Annotated in this window: 15 protein-coding genes and 1 pseudogene; 2 read left to right on the top strand and 14 right to left on the bottom strand. The window is 41.6% G+C overall.

All coding sequences use genetic code 11. The features are described 5' to 3' along the window. Nucleotides 1–145: 145 nt before the first annotated feature. The 13 genes and pseudogenes from N3A72_11975 to N3A72_11915 all read right to left on the bottom strand — a co-directional run bounded on the left by N3A72_11975 (nucleotide 146) and on the right by N3A72_11915 (nucleotide 14,851). Nucleotides 146–640: a hydrogenase maturation protease gene (locus tag N3A72_11975; GenBank protein MCX7920292.1), complete on the bottom strand. Its 495-nt coding sequence runs from the start codon at nucleotides 638–640 to the stop codon at nucleotides 146–148. Between the two features lie 145 nt (nucleotides 641–785). Then, the gene (locus N3A72_11970) at nucleotides 786–2,249 is read right to left on the bottom strand and encodes a Ni/Fe hydrogenase subunit alpha (GenBank protein ID MCX7920291.1); all 1,464 of its coding nucleotides are present in this window, start codon (nucleotides 2,247–2,249) and stop codon (nucleotides 786–788) included. A gap of 62 nt (nucleotides 2,250–2,311) precedes the next feature. Next, the gene (locus N3A72_11965) at nucleotides 2,312–3,286 is read right to left on the bottom strand and encodes an oxidoreductase (protein MCX7920290.1); all 975 of its coding nucleotides are present in this window, start codon (nucleotides 3,284–3,286) and stop codon (nucleotides 2,312–2,314) included. A gap of 21 nt (nucleotides 3,287–3,307) precedes the next feature. Further along, a complete protein-coding gene (locus N3A72_11960) occupies nucleotides 3,308–3,769 on the bottom strand; it encodes a hydrogenase iron-sulfur subunit (GenBank protein MCX7920289.1) in 462 nt (153 codons plus the stop codon). Nucleotides 3,770–3,890: 121 nt separating this feature from the next. Then, nucleotides 3,891–5,654: a 4Fe-4S binding protein gene (locus tag N3A72_11955; GenBank protein MCX7920288.1), complete on the bottom strand. Its 1,764-nt coding sequence runs from the start codon at nucleotides 5,652–5,654 to the stop codon at nucleotides 3,891–3,893. Nucleotide 5,655: 1 nt separating this feature from the next. Further along, entirely contained in the window at nucleotides 5,656–7,449 is a 1,794-nt protein-coding gene (locus N3A72_11950; GenBank protein MCX7920287.1) for an NADH-quinone oxidoreductase subunit F, read from the bottom strand. 187 nt (nucleotides 7,450–7,636) lie between these two features. Beyond that, nucleotides 7,637–7,855 (bottom strand): NAD(P)H-dependent oxidoreductase subunit E, encoded by a 219-nt coding sequence (locus N3A72_11945; protein MCX7920286.1) that lies wholly within the window; start codon nucleotides 7,853–7,855, stop codon nucleotides 7,637–7,639. 195 nt (nucleotides 7,856–8,050) lie between these two features. Then, nucleotides 8,051–8,800, bottom strand: a pseudogene (locus N3A72_11940) (FAD-dependent oxidoreductase). Nucleotides 8,801–8,893: 93 nt separating this feature from the next. Then, nucleotides 8,894–9,787, bottom strand: coding sequence for a CoB--CoM heterodisulfide reductase iron-sulfur subunit B family protein (locus N3A72_11935; protein MCX7920285.1), 894 nt, complete (start codon nucleotides 9,785–9,787; stop codon nucleotides 8,894–8,896). 102 nt (nucleotides 9,788–9,889) lie between these two features. After that, nucleotides 9,890–10,477, bottom strand: coding sequence for a 4Fe-4S dicluster domain-containing protein (locus N3A72_11930; GenBank protein ID MCX7920284.1), 588 nt, complete (start codon nucleotides 10,475–10,477; stop codon nucleotides 9,890–9,892). A gap of 192 nt (nucleotides 10,478–10,669) precedes the next feature. Continuing rightward, the gene (locus tag N3A72_11925) at nucleotides 10,670–10,996 is read right to left on the bottom strand and encodes a hypothetical protein (GenBank protein ID MCX7920283.1); all 327 of its coding nucleotides are present in this window, start codon (nucleotides 10,994–10,996) and stop codon (nucleotides 10,670–10,672) included. A 613-nt stretch (nucleotides 10,997–11,609) separates the two neighbouring features. Beyond that, nucleotides 11,610–12,626 carry a thiamine-phosphate kinase gene (thiL, locus tag N3A72_11920; GenBank protein ID MCX7920282.1) on the bottom strand — a complete coding sequence of 339 codons (1,017 nt, stop codon included), beginning with the start codon at nucleotides 12,624–12,626 and terminating at the stop codon, nucleotides 11,610–11,612. Between the two features lie 89 nt (nucleotides 12,627–12,715). Further along, nucleotides 12,716–14,851, bottom strand: a complete 2,136-nt coding sequence (locus N3A72_11915; GenBank protein ID MCX7920281.1) for a PQQ-binding-like beta-propeller repeat protein — start codon at nucleotides 14,849–14,851, stop codon at nucleotides 12,716–12,718. A gap of 107 nt (nucleotides 14,852–14,958) precedes the next feature. Between N3A72_11915 and N3A72_11910 the strand changes: the two genes are divergently transcribed. Next, nucleotides 14,959–15,699: a DUF72 domain-containing protein gene (locus N3A72_11910; GenBank protein MCX7920280.1), complete on the top strand. Its 741-nt coding sequence runs from the start codon at nucleotides 14,959–14,961 to the stop codon at nucleotides 15,697–15,699. 459 nt (nucleotides 15,700–16,158) lie between these two features. Here the strand turns inward: N3A72_11910 and N3A72_11905 are convergent, their stop codons facing one another. Next, entirely contained in the window at nucleotides 16,159–18,330 is a 2,172-nt protein-coding gene (locus N3A72_11905; GenBank protein ID MCX7920279.1) for a DUF1926 domain-containing protein, read from the bottom strand. A 248-nt stretch (nucleotides 18,331–18,578) separates the two neighbouring features. Between N3A72_11905 and N3A72_11900 the strand changes: the two genes are divergently transcribed. Beyond that, nucleotides 18,579–18,798: bifunctional ADP-dependent NAD(P)H-hydrate dehydratase/NAD(P)H-hydrate epimerase (locus N3A72_11900; GenBank protein MCX7920278.1), on the top strand; the 220-nt coding region annotated here is incomplete at its 3' end.

The raw sequence follows: 18,798 nt of genomic DNA, 5'->3' as shown, positions 1-18,798 counted from the left end.
GTAAATGTCGCTAATTGCGTTTTATCTCCCAACTCGGCAATAAATATCATCAGAAACGAACTCAACAATAATTTCCAATTCATATTGAATGGTTATCCTTTCGACTCTATTGGTATACAATTATTTCATCTAGTTCATGCCGAAGTTAAATTTCTACCGTCTGAAAAATCAAATTGATAACGTGCGGGATCGCCGCAGCAACTTCTGGCGTGCAGGTTTCGGATAAGGTTTCGGTATCCTGAACTTGGATAGCGAATATTTTAATTTCTTGCGGCATCGGGATATTCAATCGTTTAGCCAGTTCTAATGCGGTCGGCAAATCGATATCATGGAACGAAAATAATCGTGGGGTAGTCTTAAAACTATCAGGGGTTAACTGATATATTTCACCTACTTTTCCGGTATTGGTTTTAATCGCATCAATCAGAATAACCCGATCGTAACCGGTCAGCAGGTCGAGCAGATTGAATCCGGCTAGCGTCGTAGTTTTCACATCAAGAATCTGGTTGCGGTTTGCAAAATGCGGGTTGCGGAATTCTGCACGACTGGCTAAAATTTCTTTAATCTGGTTAGCAATATGGATGCCGACACCGTCATCGCATAGGATATCGTTACCGAGACCGAGAATGAGTGTCTTCATAGAAAAAGCAAGATCAAATGGATGTCAAATCACTTAAAGCTAAATAACGAGACTCCTAAATACTATACAATAAAAAAGCAAGTTATCCAATGGATAACTTGCTTTTCAAATAATTAATCATACTCGGGTTTAACAAATCAAACCGCTACTGTCGGCTGACTCTCTGAAGCAGATTCCGTTCTTTATCGTAGATTTCGATGGTTAACGGCATCTCGCCAGGAAGCGTATGGGTTGCACAACTGAAACATGGGTCATACGCCCGGAACGCCATTTCGACCATATTTAACAATCCTTCGGTTACCACTTTCCCTGCGGTAATCAGTTTTTCAGCTGCTTGTTTGATTGAGAGCGAAATAGCTGCATGATTGTTAGTCGTTCCAACAATCAGGTTTACTTTGGTAACAATCCCTTTTTCGTCGGTCACATAGTGATGGTATAACGTTCCCCGTGGCGCTTCAACCACACCGACTCCTTCAGTCGGAGTCGCTGTCGGGATAACCCGGACATTTGGGTCGGTAATCTCCGGATCGCTCACCAGTTCCATTAATCGTTCTGCGGCATAAACGAGTTCAACTAACCGTGCCCAATGCATCGCCAGCGTCGCATGAACCGGTTTTCCGCCAAGCGTGCTATAGAACTTCTCATATTCCGCTTGCGCTAGTGGCGTTGCCATACCATCAGCGGCGTTTAATCGCGCTAACGGTGCCGCACGATAGAGCCCGTTATCTTTCCCGAAGACAAACCCTTTCCAGCCAACCTTTTTCAGATATGGGAATTTTAAATAGGTAAATGGTTCAACATGCTCTGCAATATAATCCAAATATTCCGCAGGTTTATATTTATGAAATTCTTTTCCGTCATGGTCAACAACGCGAATATCGCCGTCGTAGAAATTAACGTTATTATTCTTATCTACTAACCCCATATAATAGGTTGGGTATTTGTAGGCATCGCCGAGAATCAAATCTACATAGGCTTGATTTTTCAATACCACATCTTCAAACAGTTTAACTGAGAATTTAGCAAATTCAAGTAAGGATTTGCCCATCTGTTCAATTCTGTCTCGGTCTTCTTTCGATATTCCTTTACTTACTCCACCAGGTAGCGACCAAACTAAATGGGTTGCACGACCGCTAATAATCGTCTGGATATCCTGCGCATACGCTCGATGTTTGATAACTTCACCGCCGATTTCTAATCCGACTTTCTCAACAACACCGAGGATATTCCGTTTCGCCGGGTCGGAATCAGGACCGAGCACAAAATCTGGTGCCGCTAACGCATAGAAATGCGCGATATGACTGTGGAGATAATGCGCACAATAGAAAAGTTCACGAAGTTTTTTAGTCACAGACGGTATCTCTACATGATATACTGCGTCTACGGCCTTACCCGAGGCCATATGATGCGCGCCGGGTCAAACGCCGCAAATTCGTGTTACTATCCGCGGTAGCTCTTCTACCGGCCGACCGACACAGAACCGTTCAAACCCACGTAATTCTGGTACTTGGAAATAGCAATTTTCGACATTTCCGGCATCGTTTAGGAAAATCTCGATTTTCCCGTGACCTTCCAACCGAGTTATCGGGTCAATGGATATACGTTTCATAAAGCGGTGAAGCCTCCTTTCGTTCAGTATTCAGGATAAAGTAGCAAGAAGCAAATACAGGGTTAACCGGCATCATCTTTATCGAGTTTACTACGTTTTAATAATGATTGCGGTAAACTAAACCGATAGAACGTTCCAATCGGGTCTTCTATCTGGTCAATAGTCTTTTGGATTTCGTTCGGGTCTTTCGAATCAATAATCGAGGAAACCGCACTAATCATTTTCGCTCCTTGGTCAATTGCGCCTGGTGCTGGTCCGTAGCAACCTCGACATGGCATCATTGATTTTATACAACGAAGCCCACATCCACCACGAGTCGCCGGTCCCATACAAATGATTCCTTGTTCTAAAAAACACCGTTCTTTATCCGGAACCACGGTATGTGGTCGAGAAAATTTAGTTATTTTTTTCTCTTCTTTTTTCCGTTCACATTCATCACAGAGCGTTTTATTCGATGCACCGACTACCGACCCTTTTGGCGGGAGATTGCCGCTAGCTATCGCTTGCCAGACCGCCACAATCTGATGTACCGCTGGGGGACAACCAGGAACATAATAATCTACAGCAACTATCTGTGCCAATGTACTTACGGTATTATAGAATACCGGGAGATACAATTCTCCTTCCGGAACCGTAACTTTCGGCTGAGGAACTATTTTATCCGGATTAACGGTAGAAAATGTCTGCTGATAGACAATATCAAACACTTGCTGAGCGGACGCTAAATTCGCGAGACCAGGAATCCCGCCAAGATGAGAACAGGAACCAAACGCAACGAGAATTTTTGCTTTTTGCCGGAGCAGATGCGCTAACTCTTCATTTTCCGAATTGCGAATACAACCGTTGAATAACGCGACGTCAATTTCACCGTCAGCCATCGTTTTAACTGCTTGATATTTATGGTCGAGCGCAATTGGCCAGAGAACAATATCTGCTACCTTAGCAATATCGAAAATTTTTTCGTTCGTATCCAACACCGCAACATCGCATCCGCCACATGCACCTGCCCAATATAATGCTAATTTTAATTTGCTCATAGATAATATAGGATAATATATCTATTTGTTGTTATGTTCAGGTTTTTCTTCTTTCATTTCAAGACTTTGCACGCGTTGTTTCCAGTTTAACGGACCGAGTTTACGTACCTGTTCTGTCATTTCATTGACTACTTCAGCAAACCGGTCGCCTTCCGATGCTGATACCCAATCGAGCCGAATTCGTCCTTCTTCTAATCCTAATTGGGTCAACATTTTTTTGAGTAACGGATATCGCCGCATGGTTTTATAGTTTCCTTCCGCATAATGACAATCGCCCGGATGACAACCAAGTATCAATACGCCATCCGCTCCTTCTTCAAACGCTTTTAAAACAAAGGTCGGCTCAACTCTGCCACTACACATCACACGAATAACGCGAACATTCGGCGCATATTTTTTCCGCGAAGTGCCAGCTAAATCCGCACCGGTATAAGAACACCAGTTACATAAAAATCCTACTATTTTCGGTTCAAACTCAGCCATGGCTTAATGACCCCAAAAACCTAATTCCAAAAAAATCTAAATAAATCGTTTAATCATTGAACCAGTGAACCCGACATTAAAAATTTGAGTTATTGAACGATTTATGTGACATTTGGATTTTTTATAAAAGAACCCCTTCAATTTCAGACATAATTTGTTTCGTAGTAAAATGGCGCGCCGTGATTGCTCCACTCGGGCACGCGGCAGCACATGTCCCACAACCTTTACATAATGCTTCATTAATTTCAGAAATTTTCTTATCCGCATTGAATAGTATCGCTGCATAGGGACATAGTTCATTGCAGATTTTACACCCACTACATAAGTCAGGGTCTATTACCGATACCGCCGATTCGATTTCTGCGCTTCCTTTCATAATTAGCGATAATACGGCCGCCGCTGCGGCTGACCCTTGCGCAACTGTATCCGGAATATCTTTCGGTCCCTGACAGACTCCAGCAATGAAAATTCCATCGGTATTTGTTGCTACTGGCCCAAGTTTCGGATGTTTTTCGATAAAGAATCGGTCTTTCCCTTGACTTATCGAGAACATGCGCGCAATTTCTTTCGCATTTTCTGCCGCTTCTAACGCCGTACAGAGCACTACCATATCCACCGGAATCCGACGGACAAGACCTAATAACGTATCTTCAACGCGCACAATCAATTTTCCTTTTTCACCGGGATAGATAGCAAAATCCGATACTTCCGCACCTTTTCCGCGAATAAACCGCACATCTTCCTCCAATAAGCGATGATAAAATTCTTCATATCCTTTTCCGAAACAGCGTAAATCTAAATATAAATCGTATACTTCCGCATTCGTTTTTTCTTTCACCAGATGCGCAAATTTCAAGGCATACATACAACAGACCCGAGAACAATATTCGTTATATTGTTTATCCCGACTCCCGATACAATGCAAAATAGCGATACTTTTCGGCGGTTCACCGTTCGTCATCAACACTTTTCCGCCGGTTGGTCCGGCAGCGCAGTTCAGTCGTTCAAACTCTAGCGCAGTTAGGACGTTGTCGTATTTTCCATATCCATATTGAGTCAAAACACTCGGATCGAATGGCTTGAATCCGGTAGCAATAATCGCTGTCCCAACTTCAATTTCAACCGTTTTATCTTGCATGGTATGGTCAATTGCGCGAGATTCGCAGATTTTAGCGCAGATTTTACATTTACCAGTTTTAAAATGGATACAACTTTCTTTATCAATCACCGGAACGTTCGGAACGGATTGTAGGGTTGGAACATAAATGGGGGTTTTCGGGCCCAGGGTTAATTCTGAATGAACGATTTTTCGGTTTTTATAATCTTCAACTTTTATGTAGCCGGTTGGACAGACAAACGCACAGGCACCGCAAGCGATACACGCATCCGATTCTTTATTAAACGGAACGGCTACTTCTCGATTGCATCCAGTATGAGCGAAGGTTAATGCATGGGCGCCAACCACTTCATCACATATCCGAACACATAATCCGCAAAGAATACATCCGCCTGGTTCTTTTCCGAACCGAGATTCGGTTATCCCATACTGTTTCGCTAAATCCTGAATAACCGGAACATTAGCATTCTGTCCGAGCAGAAATTCGAGATTCATTTTTCGAGCACGCTGGACACGTGGACTATCGGTTACAATCGCGATACCTTCACTTGCTGGATAGTTGCAGGCGGTTACCAACCGACTGCGATTACCCCGATGGAGTTCCACGACACAAAGACGACATGCACCATAGGGTTCCATATGTTCGTAAGTACATAATGCCGGGATCGGTATCCCCAGTTTACTAGCCGATTGGATAAGCGGAGTACCCTTTTCTGCTTTAACCTGAATTCCATTAATCGTAAAGTTAACCGTAGTGAGTGGACTCATATTACCATACCATTTTAGCGTTTAGGTTCGGTGGTTTCGCTGCCGAACCGGGTTTGATACGACATGTTTTATCTCGGATATGACTCCGATATTCTTCGTTAAAATAAACGAGACTGCTTAAAATCGGATTCGTTGCAGTAACCCCAATTTCGCATAATGACGTATCAATCATCACTGCAGCGATTTCTTGTAATAAATCTAAATCTTGTTCGTTTCCTTTCCCATTACTAATTGCAGTTAATATCCGGGAAATATTGCGGATACCTTCTCTGCACGGGGTGCATTTACCGCAAATTTCTTCTTTGAGAAAATCAACATGCGATTTTAGATAATCGACTATACAAAGGTTTTTGGGAATAACAAAAATGCTTCCGCTACCGATAGTGCTTCCAGCAGCAGCTAATTGCTCGAAATCAACCGCAGTTTCTGCAAAGGATTTTTCCGTTCCGCTGTTGAGTGATAAGATTCCGCCGGAAGGACCACCGAAATGGATTCCTTTAATGGTATTTGCAGGAGATGCACCTTCCCCGATATCAGTTATAATTTCTTTGATGGTTATTCCCATCGGGATTTCAATAATTCCGGAATTTTTAATCGCACCGGAAAGGGTAAACAATTTGGTTCCTTTACTTCTCTCCGTTCCGATCCCAGCAAACCACGTACCGCCTCGACCAATAATCACTGGGATATTCGCTAATGTTTCCGGACTATTAATGACAGTAGGTTTATTATAAAGCCCTTGTTCAAGGACATGGACATATTTCGCTCTCGGTTCCGGAACAAACCCTTCAATAGCAGCGAGTAACGCAGTTGCCGCAGCTGTCATATACGAGCCAGCGCCGCGAATAACTTTGAGTTTAAATGAAAATCCGGTTCCGCAAATATCATCGCCTAATAGTCCATATCGTTCCGCTTGTTGGATAGCATTCTGAATTTTTTCGATTGCTCGGGTATACGAACTCCGAAGATAGATATATCCCTCTTTTGCTCCGATAGTATATGCGCCAATGAGCATTCCTTCAATGACCGCATGCGGGTCACTTTCGAACAGGAGCCGGTCTTTCACAGCAATCGGATCGCATTCACTCCCGTTACAAATAATATATTTCACCGGTGCTTCAACTTTTTTCGCTGCTTCCCATTTCAATGCTGTAGGAAATCCTTCCCCGCTCCGTCCCCGAAGTCTAGCAGTTTTCAGTTCGGATACAATCGCGTCAGAAGCTATCTTTTGCGATAAGACTTGATAGAGTGAATAGTATCCACCCTGCGCAATATATTCTTCAATACTATCCGGATTGATAAAACCGCAGTTGCGAGTTATAACTCTTTTTTGCTTGCTATAGAACGGTAGCTCGAATAAGGAAGGAATATGCGCATACTCGGAATTACCCGGCAACACTGAATATTGATGCTGATGCGGATTGAGTAACGTTTCGTTCTGCTCGAGTTTTCCTAGGATAGAATCAGTAACCATTTTCCCGGTTTTTAGGCCGGTGACAATCTCTTCCGCCTTTTTCACATCAACTTTTCCATAGAATACTACCGGTTGATTCGGTTTTCGAACCGCAACAATCGGTTCCTGCTGACAGTATCCAATACACCCGGTCGATGCAACGATAGCGTCAAAATGTAATTGGTCAACTTTCTCCTGAATCTTTCTGAAAACCAAATCTGCACCGGCTGAAATACCACAGGAAGAAACACCAACGGTAATCTTTATCTTATCCGGATACAGTTGTTTATCCGCCTGATGATGTATTTGATGTAAATCGTCTATCGTTTTTATCTTCAGCATACACTCAATTCAGTCTATAGCTATTATGTGCATTTTAGGTTAAAAACCCGAACGCTTTTTTGTTTCTAAATAAATGCGCGACGCTAGTGGTTCTCTCAATCGTTTTATTTATATAGATAATTTACTTTGCGTAATCCCTATTTTAGATTTAGGAGAACATAATCGATATCTATCCCTAATTCGGGGTTTACCCTAATTCCTGAATCTGGAACTCTTTATAGAAACTCGCAACACCATATACCTGCGATAGCGGAACTTGAAGTCGCTGCGCAATTTCGCGTAACGCCGGTTCGGATAATCCTTTATAGCGCTTCTGCACATCCTGCAGAATCATCACCAACGCTTCTTTGCTATTGGCATATTTCTGGCAGGTTTGTTCGATAAATTGACTCATTGCAATATCCATTGTCTCAATCTCGTTACCTAGTTGAAATTTCAGTTAAGAGTCGGTTGTTCAATGTGACAAAACCGTTTATTCTCTAAACCGATACCTATGATTTATCAAAACGAACAATCCTATCGATTATGTTTTCTTAATCACTCGATTGCCGAGTTTAATCACTCGCTTTTTCGGAAGCATCGTTGCCGGACAACTCCCCCAGCATAGCCCGCAACTATTGCATTTATCTTCTTCAACAAATCGCGCTTTCCGGTTAATTTTAACTTTAAAATTCCCAATGAACCCGGAAAAATCCACCACTTCACTATAACTTAACAATTCGATATTTTCATGTTTTCCAACGGAAACCATTTTCGGAGTTAAAATACACGCGGCACAATCTAAAGTCGGGAAGGTTTTATCAAATTGCGCCATATGTCCACCGATTGACGGCTCTTTTTCAACCAGATACACTTTTTTCCCAGCGTTCGCGATTTCTAATGCCGCTTGGATTCCAGCAATACCGCCGCCGACGATTAACACATTCGGATTTATCGCTACTTCTTTCTTTTCCAACGGTTCGAGTTCGATTGCTTTCCGAACAGCTGCACTGACTAACGCTTTCGCTTTCAACGTCGCTTTATCCGGGTCTTCCGTTACCCACGAACATTGTTCTCGGATATTCGCCATCTGGAATAAATAAGGATTCAATCCAGCCTGTTCGCAAGCTTTTCGGAACGTCGATTCATGCATTAATGGAGAACAGGACGCAACTACAACCCGGTCTAATCCCAAGTCTTTAATATCCCGCTTGATTAAATCCTGTCCCGGGTCGGAACACATGAATTTATATTCACGAACAATCGCTACTTCTGGCAAAGTTTTCGCAAATTCGACTACGTCGGAAATATTAACTTTTCCGGCGATATTCGTTCCACAATGACAAACATATACTCCGATTTTATGGCTCATAATAATTCTTAACTTCAGAAAAACTGAAGAACCGAAAAAAACAAACTTGGTTTATTTATTTCTTTACGTTGTTACATTTTTTAGTTTTTCAAGTTATATTTTAAGCTTTTCTAATACGTTAACTGCCGATACTATCCCTTTATGAATCGCTAAATCGTCAACAGGAATTGGTAACGTTAATCCAACCAACTGCGGAAAGAACAAAGTCGGTATCGCATAGTTAGTTTTAAACTTCCGATTAACTTTACCTTGAAATGCATCAAGATTTATCTGGCATAACGGACAAGTGGTTACAATACAATCCGCTTGATTATCTACGGCACACATTAATAAATTATTAACTAACTGCAAGGCTAACTCTTCTTTTGTTCCCATGAGAGAACTACCGCAACATTTTGTTTTCACTGGATAATGTACCGGAGTCGCGCCTAACGTCGTAACTAATTCATCTAACGAAGTCGGCATTTCCGGGTCATCAAAATTATTTTTGGGTCTGACGATTTGGCAACCGTAATAGCAGGCGACATTCAATCCTTTTAGGTCTCGTTTCATTTTCGATTTGATTTTTTGATAGCCGATATCGTTGACATAAACGTCTAAAAGATGGCGGACTTTAACATTACCGGAATACTTCAACCCGCCTTCTGCGAGCGCAATGTCAACTTTCCGTTTCAAATCTGGGTATTCAGCAAGATACAGGTTGGTTTTATTTAATATGGTAAAACAAGAACTACATGGCGCGACAATATCCAACCCCATCTTTTCGGCTAACGCTAGGTTCCGAGCGGAAAAGGTAAACGATAGGAGTTCAGTTACTGAAAGATACGCTGTGGCACCGCAACAGTTCCAATCTTCGAGTTCTTCGAATTCAATTCCCAGCTCTTTACTCACCACTTTGGATGAAATATCATACGCTTTTGCTGTAGCGCTTAATGAACAGCCGGGATAATAAGCATATCGCATAGTTAATGCAAATCCAAAATCCAAAGTTCAAAATCCAAATTAATCGTTAATTAATTCCAAAATCAACCTTTTTTAGGAATGTAATTTGGATTCAGTCATTTCGGATTTAAATATTCGAATTTGTTTCTATCTAAGTTCATCGAGCGATTGCGCTTTTTTCATCATTTTCCGCAGGGATTTAATCCCTTTAATCCGTTCGGGAAAAAACGGGAACCGACCACGCCGGATAAGTTGTAAACTTAACCACGAGTTTTTGAGCATCGCCAGCGGATTGGCTTTTAAATAGTATCGAACCAGCAATTCCGGTTCATGGTTTCTCCCGTAGCGATTGATAATTTGGACGAAATATTTTGCAAATATCGGTGCGGTTACATCTTTAGCGAATTTTTTATCTTTCATCGCCAGTTGTTTCAACGCATACATTACATCGGTAATTTTGATTTCTTGCGGGCAGCGAACGGCACAGGAATAACATGATGCACAGAGCCAAATAGTGTTACTGGATAATACTTCGTCCCGCATACCAGCTCGAATCATCGCCCATAATTTTCGTGGCGCATGATCCATAACGAAACTCACAGGACATGACCCCGTACAAGTTCCACATTGAATACAATCTTTTATTTTTTCGCCAGCCGGTATGGAGTAGATTTCGTCGAGGAAACCGAGCTGCATTTCTTGTTCGATAGTAATTTTTTGATTCGGGTTTGCCATAGCTCCAATTTCGTTTTTTCAGTTATTTCAGAAGACACAAAAAAACCGGTTTCATTTCGACCGGAATACACCTTCAGACATTTCAATTTTGGAATACTATTCTATCATTTAGAACTGTTTGATGTCAATGAAACTTCAAGACTAAACCCGCCCTGCAATTTTCGATTTTAAAGTATCCTGCTCAATATCTATTCAATGTTTGGTCGTATTTTTTTTCTGCGATAGCAATATATTAAATCGGGCAATCGATAATTCCGGTTTGGACATATACTCAACATATTCCGGACCGGTTATCGCTACCAAATCCGCTAATTCAAACGGGATATCAACATCAACCGGTTCGTGATAGAGTTCCGCTAAACTCTTTTTTACTTTCGGTAGTTTTCCTTCGGCAGCGAGTTTTTGTTCCCGAACAACTATCGGACAATCGCCTTCACATTGCCCTTTCAATTCGAACCGTTTACAGTCCCGTTGACCTTTAGCACAATACGTTTTTGATGGCTGAGAAGTTGACGCCATTGATTATTTTCCTCCAGAATGAAAAACCTATGACTCTTCACTAATATATTATACCTTACAGCGCATAAGTTTGTAAAATGATAAATGCTGATTATCAAGCATTATTTCTCGTTACTCTAGATTTTTCAATAGAATATATTTTTTCTATTTCTTACACTATTTGCTAGTTCAGAATGTTTTCTCCTTCTAAAAGAGCAAAGACCATCTCGAACCGAAACTCAGTAGAAAATCTATTGGGTTTATGTTCTTATTTACCATCATAACTCCATAGTATAAATTGTTTAAGAAGATAATCCTAACCTCGGTTCATCTTCTGGAGTATCTACGAACGAGATACCATCTCGTTCGTAGATACTCCCGGATTGCTAACATATTTCCAGAGCAGCGATATTGTGGATAAAAAATTTACTTTTAGCTCTGAATTAATTCGAGTTACGGGCTATACTGGTTTATTAGAACAAAGAGAAGCAGTCTTAACCACTAGACCTTGAATTTAGGTACATCATGATTTCGTCCATCCATGCCGAGGTAAAGAAGTATGTTCCTACAATCATAGACTAAGAAGTGAAACATGTTATTGTTCGGTTTTTTTTACACCAGCAGGTGGTAAGGATTATTTTATGAAATGATTATATCCAAATCGTGTAAGTAGTTCTGACGAACCGTCAGGATGAATTAGGGTTATCCCCTGTTCTTTCGGAACGATTTCGCCAAGGATTGAAATCGGCAGATTGAGTTTCTGTTCAACTTCAGTTTTAACATCGAGAGCCGCATCTGGCGGCATGGTGAAAACCAGTTCGTAATCTTCTCCGCCTTGGAGAGCAAATTCAATCGGATTCTTGTTCGCTAGTTCTGCAACCTTTTTCGTTGTTCCGTGAATTGGGATTTTGTCCGCATAGACTTTCGCGCCAACTCCGCTTGCAAGTCCAATGTTTCGTAAATCGCTAGCCAGTCCATCGCTAGAATCGGTTAACGCATGACATAACGGATGACTGGCAATAATCTGACTAGCTTCAATTCGTGGTTCGGGGGTCAGATGTCTCGCAATAACATAATTCAATTCGGATTTCGGGTTTCGGATTTCGGATGGAATGTTCTGTAACAGCTCAAGTCCGGCAGCGGAACCGCCGAAATCACCGGTCGCTAGGATTAAATCGCCGAGTTGCGCGTGTGACCGCAACGATAGATTTGATATACTAACTTGCCCGGTTAATGCAATATTAATAATAATCTGCGGCGAGGAAACGGTATCCCCGCCGATGATATCAACTTTATATTTCGCCGCTAACTCCCGCATTCCTTTATATACTTCTTCAACCCATTCTACTTCTACATCACCAGCGACACCAAGCGATACCGCCGCTACTCCAGGAAGTCCGCCCATAGCCGCAATATCGCTGATATTCGCTGCTATTGCGCGCCAGCCGATTTGATACCCGGTCGCATACTTCCGAGAAAAATGGATGTTTTCAACCAGCATATCAGTCGTGAATAGAAGATATTCGGAGGTTCCGATATCAATCACAGCCGCATCGTCTCCGATACCAACAATAACATTCGCTCCTGGTTTATCCAAGGAACGAGCGAGCCGCTCGATAAGCTCAAATTCACCAATCTGATTTATTTTCATAACTAAAAAACGGAGAAACGGAAGAACGGAGGAACAAAAATGTTTTTATGTTCTTACGTTCTTTAATTCTTTAGTTCTTAAGTTAGCTTTCATTTGCTAATCGCTGAAAGGGTTCCATCCATTGCAGAAACATATACCACACCATCAGCGACTGCAACAGAATTCATGATATACGACCCAGCAGTGACCTGATATTGCCAGAGGATTTTTCCATCTTTCGCATCAATAGCATAGAGTCGTCCGTCGCAGGAACAGACATACACCAGCCCATCTTTTTCAATCGGCGCAGTCGGAAACCGCATCGGGGAACGATTCAATACGACGGGAGCACTCCAGAGTAAAGTTCCGTCGAGTTTAACTTTTTCAAGCTGGTTATCCCCGCTGAATTTCCGTACATATAACGCATCTTGCGCTCGAGAGATACCGACTCCGACACAGTTCGTGGTTGACCAGGATATCGCACCGGATTGGATATCAATAGCGCTGAGTCGAAAGTCGCGATCGGTAAAGAAAACTAAACTTGTATTTCGTGAAATCACCGGCGGACAATCTGCCGCACTATAATATTCTTTGGCTGCAGTCCGAAACGCGCTCCCTGCCGCTTGACTATGCCATCGGGTTTTTCCGGTCTGCCCATCCAGAGCGTAAATATACGAATCCCACGCTCCGAAATAAACGACACCGTTAAGTACCGCCGGTTTCTGTTCAATAGCATAATTCGGTTCGATATTCTGCCATTTCAATTCGCCAGTCAACGCATCGAGCGCAACGAATTTCCCGCTATTCGACCCGATATAAATAATGCCGTTTTCAATCACCGGCGAAGAATATACTGGCGAACCAACCTGATACTTCCATTTGAGTTTGCCATCACGTGATACCGCATAAACGTTTCCATCGCCAGACCCGAAGTAAATTAAATTTCCATATACTAGCGGAGAACTGAGTATTTCGCCATTCGTCTGGTATGCCCAGAAAAATGTTCCACCAGCGGAAAAGGCATAGAGTTTTCCGTCATTCGCACCGACATAAACCATCCCGTCAGCGACTGCCGGCGTCGATTTACTCGAGCCACCGAGCTGATACCGCCATTTTGCTTTCGGCAGGTCTGGATTTTCGACATAGAACCGCACAGTTCGGTAAACGGTTGTATTACTTAATATAAAACTTACTTTAACGAAATGCGCCCCATTAATTAATCCGGTAACTGTCGTTGTTGTGCCGTAATAGAAATCTAAATACGGTAACGGCATTTTCACACCGTCATCAATTTGGTAGAATGCGGATTTTACATCTTTCGCATTCCGAATCGTTGCGCGAATCGTTAGCATACCGGAATTTATCACCTGTGCCGTGGTTGGATTATGGATCGTAATAATAGGATAGGTAGCTGAACTTGGGATTTCTTTTTCAATCAAGTTCATTGTTGCTACAGTTTCAGATGCTAAGGTATATGCAACTTGCAGTTTATTTTTAGTTATATTGATAACGTTATATCCTGCTTTTGCACCGTAGGTACTTCCGCCTTGGACACCGGAGATGCCATCGAAATCATACGCAACCGCATTATGTCCATGTCCGACAAGGAGCAGCACGACGTTATACGGACGGAGCGTATCTAAAAAAGTATATCGGTCAATGGGGGTCGCATATTCATTCGCATCGAGTGGATGATGGAAAAAAATGAACACTGGCGTCTTCTGACCAACCTTATCCAAATCCTGTTTCAGCCAATTCAGCATTTCAACTCCGAACGACGGCAGTGGTTCATGCAATGTCGGCGAACAGATACCGACAAAATGACAGCCGAACGTATCGAATGAATAATAGGGAGAACCGTATAGTTCTCGGATAGTCTGCTGTAATGCTCCTTGGGTATTATCATGGTTCCCGAGCTGATGGTATATCGGGATGCGATATTGTGCGAAATAGGAGGTATATGCGCTCCATCCACGATACCCGAATTCAGTCAAATCACCAGTCGCGAGGATAAACGACGGCGGCTGACTCATGGTTTTAAACGGCGCTAAATATACCGGCCGAAGTTTTGCTAGTTGCGCTATCGTTGAAGCGCTAGATAACGATGGCGAATGGATATCGCTAATTTGCCAGAAGGTGAAATCTTGCACAGCAGCAAATGCGGGACAAGCTACGAATATGCTTATTCCAATAATAATATAGACTAGTTTAGAAATAGGTTCTTTACCAGACTGAAATAGATACATAAGCTAACCTCCATAAAAAAAGAATTATTATACTTTTTATTATACCAGAATTTTAGCGAACGTACTCTTTTTTTATCCGAAACCAGTTTGCTATACTATATTCTTATATGCAATCTTATTCTGACCAGATCAAAATCGGCTGTTGCGGTTTCCCAGTTCGAAAAGAAGAATACTTCAAGCATTTTACCATTATCGAAATCCAGCAGACGTTCTATCAAATTCCGGAAGAGCGGTTTGCGGTTAATTGGCGGAGTTTAGCGCCAGCGAATTTTGAGTTTACTATGAAAGCGTGGCAGCTAATCACGCATTTACCATCAAGCCCAACGTATCGCAGAACCAGAATTTCTATTCCGAAAAATCACCAGAACAATTATGGGAATTTTAAACCGACAGATGAAGTCTTCTTAGCATATCAACAGACCGAAAAGATAGCTGAAATTCTACAAGCGACTCTCATTATCTTCCAGTGCCCAGCAAGCTTTAAGCCGACCCCAGAAAACATCAATAATATGAAACAGTTCTTTAGTACCATTGAACGGAAACAACAGGTTCGGTTCGGCTGGGAACCACGAGGCAACTGGGATGATAAGATAATCAAATCACTTTGCGAAGAACTGGGTTTGATTCATATCGTTGACCCGTTTAAAAATACAAGCGTAACCCGAGATTTCCGATATTGGCGACTGCATGGGATTGGTGGATATGGTTATCAATATACCGGACAAGATTTGCATTATCTCAAACAGCGCATAGAAGAAGAGCCGATTCCGAGTTCATATATTATGTTCAACAACGTTTTTATGTTCCAAGACGCACTGCGCTTTAAAACCATGCTCGAAAATCAGTAATGCTATGTTAATTGGCTGAACTGCCTGACATATAATAGCCAAACACTTTTTCCCGTAAACCCTAAAAATGTTCTACGGGTTATATTTTTTGAATCTTGTTGAAGGATATAATTAAATATTTTTTTGCGTGTTCCCGATTTTCAAGCCATTAGAAAATCCTATTTCATTAAAACTAGTTATCTCGCTTAATATTTTATATGATAAACCAATAAAATATGAATACACAGGAATTTTGGTTAGCATATTGGCTACGCTCATAAAATAAGCAGATTCTTTAGATGCATCTTCATAAAATAATTCTATATGAAGTTCCACATCGTTGGTTGCCAGCAAATTGTGACCGGGCTAATTCATTTTTTTGGTAAATCCTGTTTTATGGTTTCAGCGTCTTGTGCCGTAGAAGTAAAAGCAACTAGCACATATTGCTCAAGAGATACGCCGAGATTCCTTTTAAACTATTTAGCTACTAATTGATTTTGTAATCTTGATTTGCCAAGATGAATTCGGGTCTAAATCTAAGATCCAGTTTGGCATAACAACTGAACTCTGATATACCCGTTCGAATCCAGCTTCAGAATTAGAAATCGTTTCTATCGGGAATCGCCATACGGTTGCCGGAGTATCAAACTTAAGATTGATATCTAGTTTCTGCCATTCATCGACCAACCCGAGTTCAGTTACACCTGATATTTCTCCGAAACTAGCGAGTTTTCTATCTGATAACTCTTTCCCTGGGAAATAATAATATCGGTTATCCGCATTCCCCGCAAGAAGCGAAAAGTTAAACTCGATACCAAACTTAACCGCAATCCGTTTTTGCGAGAGATTCTTCACCGTATATTTTATATCAATCACAGGTTCATCTTTCGCAATCTGAATGGTTTTGCCTACCCAAATCGGTTCCTGTTTTCCTTCATACCAGACGTACCCAGACCGCGTTAATTCAACAACTGCATTTTTGATTTTAGATTGTGGATTGCGAATTGCAGATTTATAAGCTTGATTAACGAAATCACCGAGTTCTGCATATTCGCATTTGCTGAATTCATCGAGCGTCGCATTCACCGGCATAAAATGGTCAAGTAACGAATACCGCTGATACCAATCGTAATGTAAATACTGTTCGAGATGCGCTTCTTTCGCTCTCACTATATCATGGATACTTTTCGTTTCCTGCGTTTCCGATTCGGTTAGCGAGGGAACTTGGGCATGGATGATTTTCTCATGATACGCTTCTTTTTTCCGAGATAAGGTATTTAGTAGATTAAAATTAATTTTTTTAATATCTAATTCAAACAATGCACCGCCATAATTCGGTTTGAAATACAGATTTAACTGCGCAGTATTGACTAAAATCTCCGGATAACCATCTGCATCGAAATCAAGCTGGTCGACGTCAATCCAAGATTTAGTTTTATGGTTAACCGAATCAACAAGTTTTTCCGCTTCAATCAGTTTTCGATAGAGGGTATCTCGCAAATAATTTAGATAGAGTCCGCCGAATAGTCCATGCCAATATCCGCAGTTGGTCTGACCTGCCCAGAGTGCATCTTGTGCAGCTAAAACCAACGGATGCACCTGCGTTTTTTCGTTTCTTGTCGCTAGGTCTTGCACCTTCTTGCTGACATACAGCATCTTTTTATGGATATTATTCGATTCAGGATATTTAACCAGAAAATTCCGCCAGAACCCACCACGGATAAAATGCTTATTCGGTTTATATTTCCCTTGCTTATCTAAATCTTCAACCAGAGATTCATATTGGAGAATCGCTGCAGTCGGCATCGCCCACTCCATCATTTCGGTATAAGAAGCGGTCGGCAGATAAATCCGTCCGAGCGGCGGAATCATCGCCAAACATTCCGAAAACGTTATCGGGTCAATCCAATCGAGGTTCTTTTCGATTTCGTCTAAAAACCGGTTCAGCCATCCTTTAACATAGCAATGTTCATACGTTCCAGGCCAGATACCGAATTTCTCGCCGTCATCCGCCATAACGACGACATGATGTCCCGGTTTATCCGCAACTCGTTTAAAGAATTCGATGGTTTTCCCTGGTTCCTGAAATGGAATAGTATATCGTAAGGTTTGACTGATTGGAAATATTGCTAGTGTTTTGCCGAGCTCTTCGGTTAAAAAATATCCCCAGGTCTCTTCTTCCGATAATCCAGCGGAGAGAAAATGTGAGTCGTCAGTGACAGTATATTTAATGCCAGCATCAACAAACGTTCCAGCAAGTTGCGGTTCCCAGACTCGTTCGGCTAGCCATGCGCCGGTGGGGTTATATCCTGTTTTCTGTTTAACATACTCAGTTAATTTGCGGATTTGACCTTGTCGGTCATGTTCAGGGATAACTGAAAGAATAGGTTCATAATATCCACCGGTCATCATTTCCGCTTGTCCACGGGTTACCATAGTTTTTAGGTTATCATTCAATTCCGGATGATGCTGGTTCAGCCATTCATAGAGATATCCGGTGAAATGCCAGGTGATTTTAAACTGCGGATGGTTTAGAAATGTTTCTACCAGCGGTTTATATGCTTTTTGATATCCTTCTTCGAAAACATGTTCGAAATTGCCGATCGGCTGATGATTATGGAATCCGAGAATAAATTTAATCGGTTTAGCCATAGAGCAAAGATAATGTGCAATTCATCATTAAATTTTTTTATGGTTTTCCTTATAAAAACTATATCTTATCTTACTTTAAATATATGTAAAGTTTCAAGGTTGTGGAACCAACTGAATTTTCCCATGTGGGTTACTGCAATAACAGAAATATTGACATCTTGATTAAAACTCGTTAATCTTATATTATATTAGTCGAAATAAATAAAGGTGTATTGTTTGTATCTTGGTGTCTTTGTGGTTAGAGTATTATGAAAATCGTCACCGCTGAACAAATGAAACAAATCGACCGCATCGCAATTGACCAGCGGTCTATCCCAAGTCTTCATCTGATGGAACACGCTGGGAAATCGGTTACAGAAGCGGTTTTACATCATTATCCGGATGCGAAAAGAATCGCGATTTTCGTTGGTAAAGGGAACAACGGCGGTGATGCGCTGGTAGGAGCGCGATTGTTACATCAGCGGAAGA

It is taken from the genome of bacterium (genome assembly GCA_026416715.1).
GTDB lineage: Bacteria > UBP4 > UBA4092 > JAOAEQ01 > JAOAEQ01 > JAOAEQ01.
Note: the sequence above shows the minus strand (reverse complement) of the source record. Positions and strands in the feature narration are given on the sequence as shown.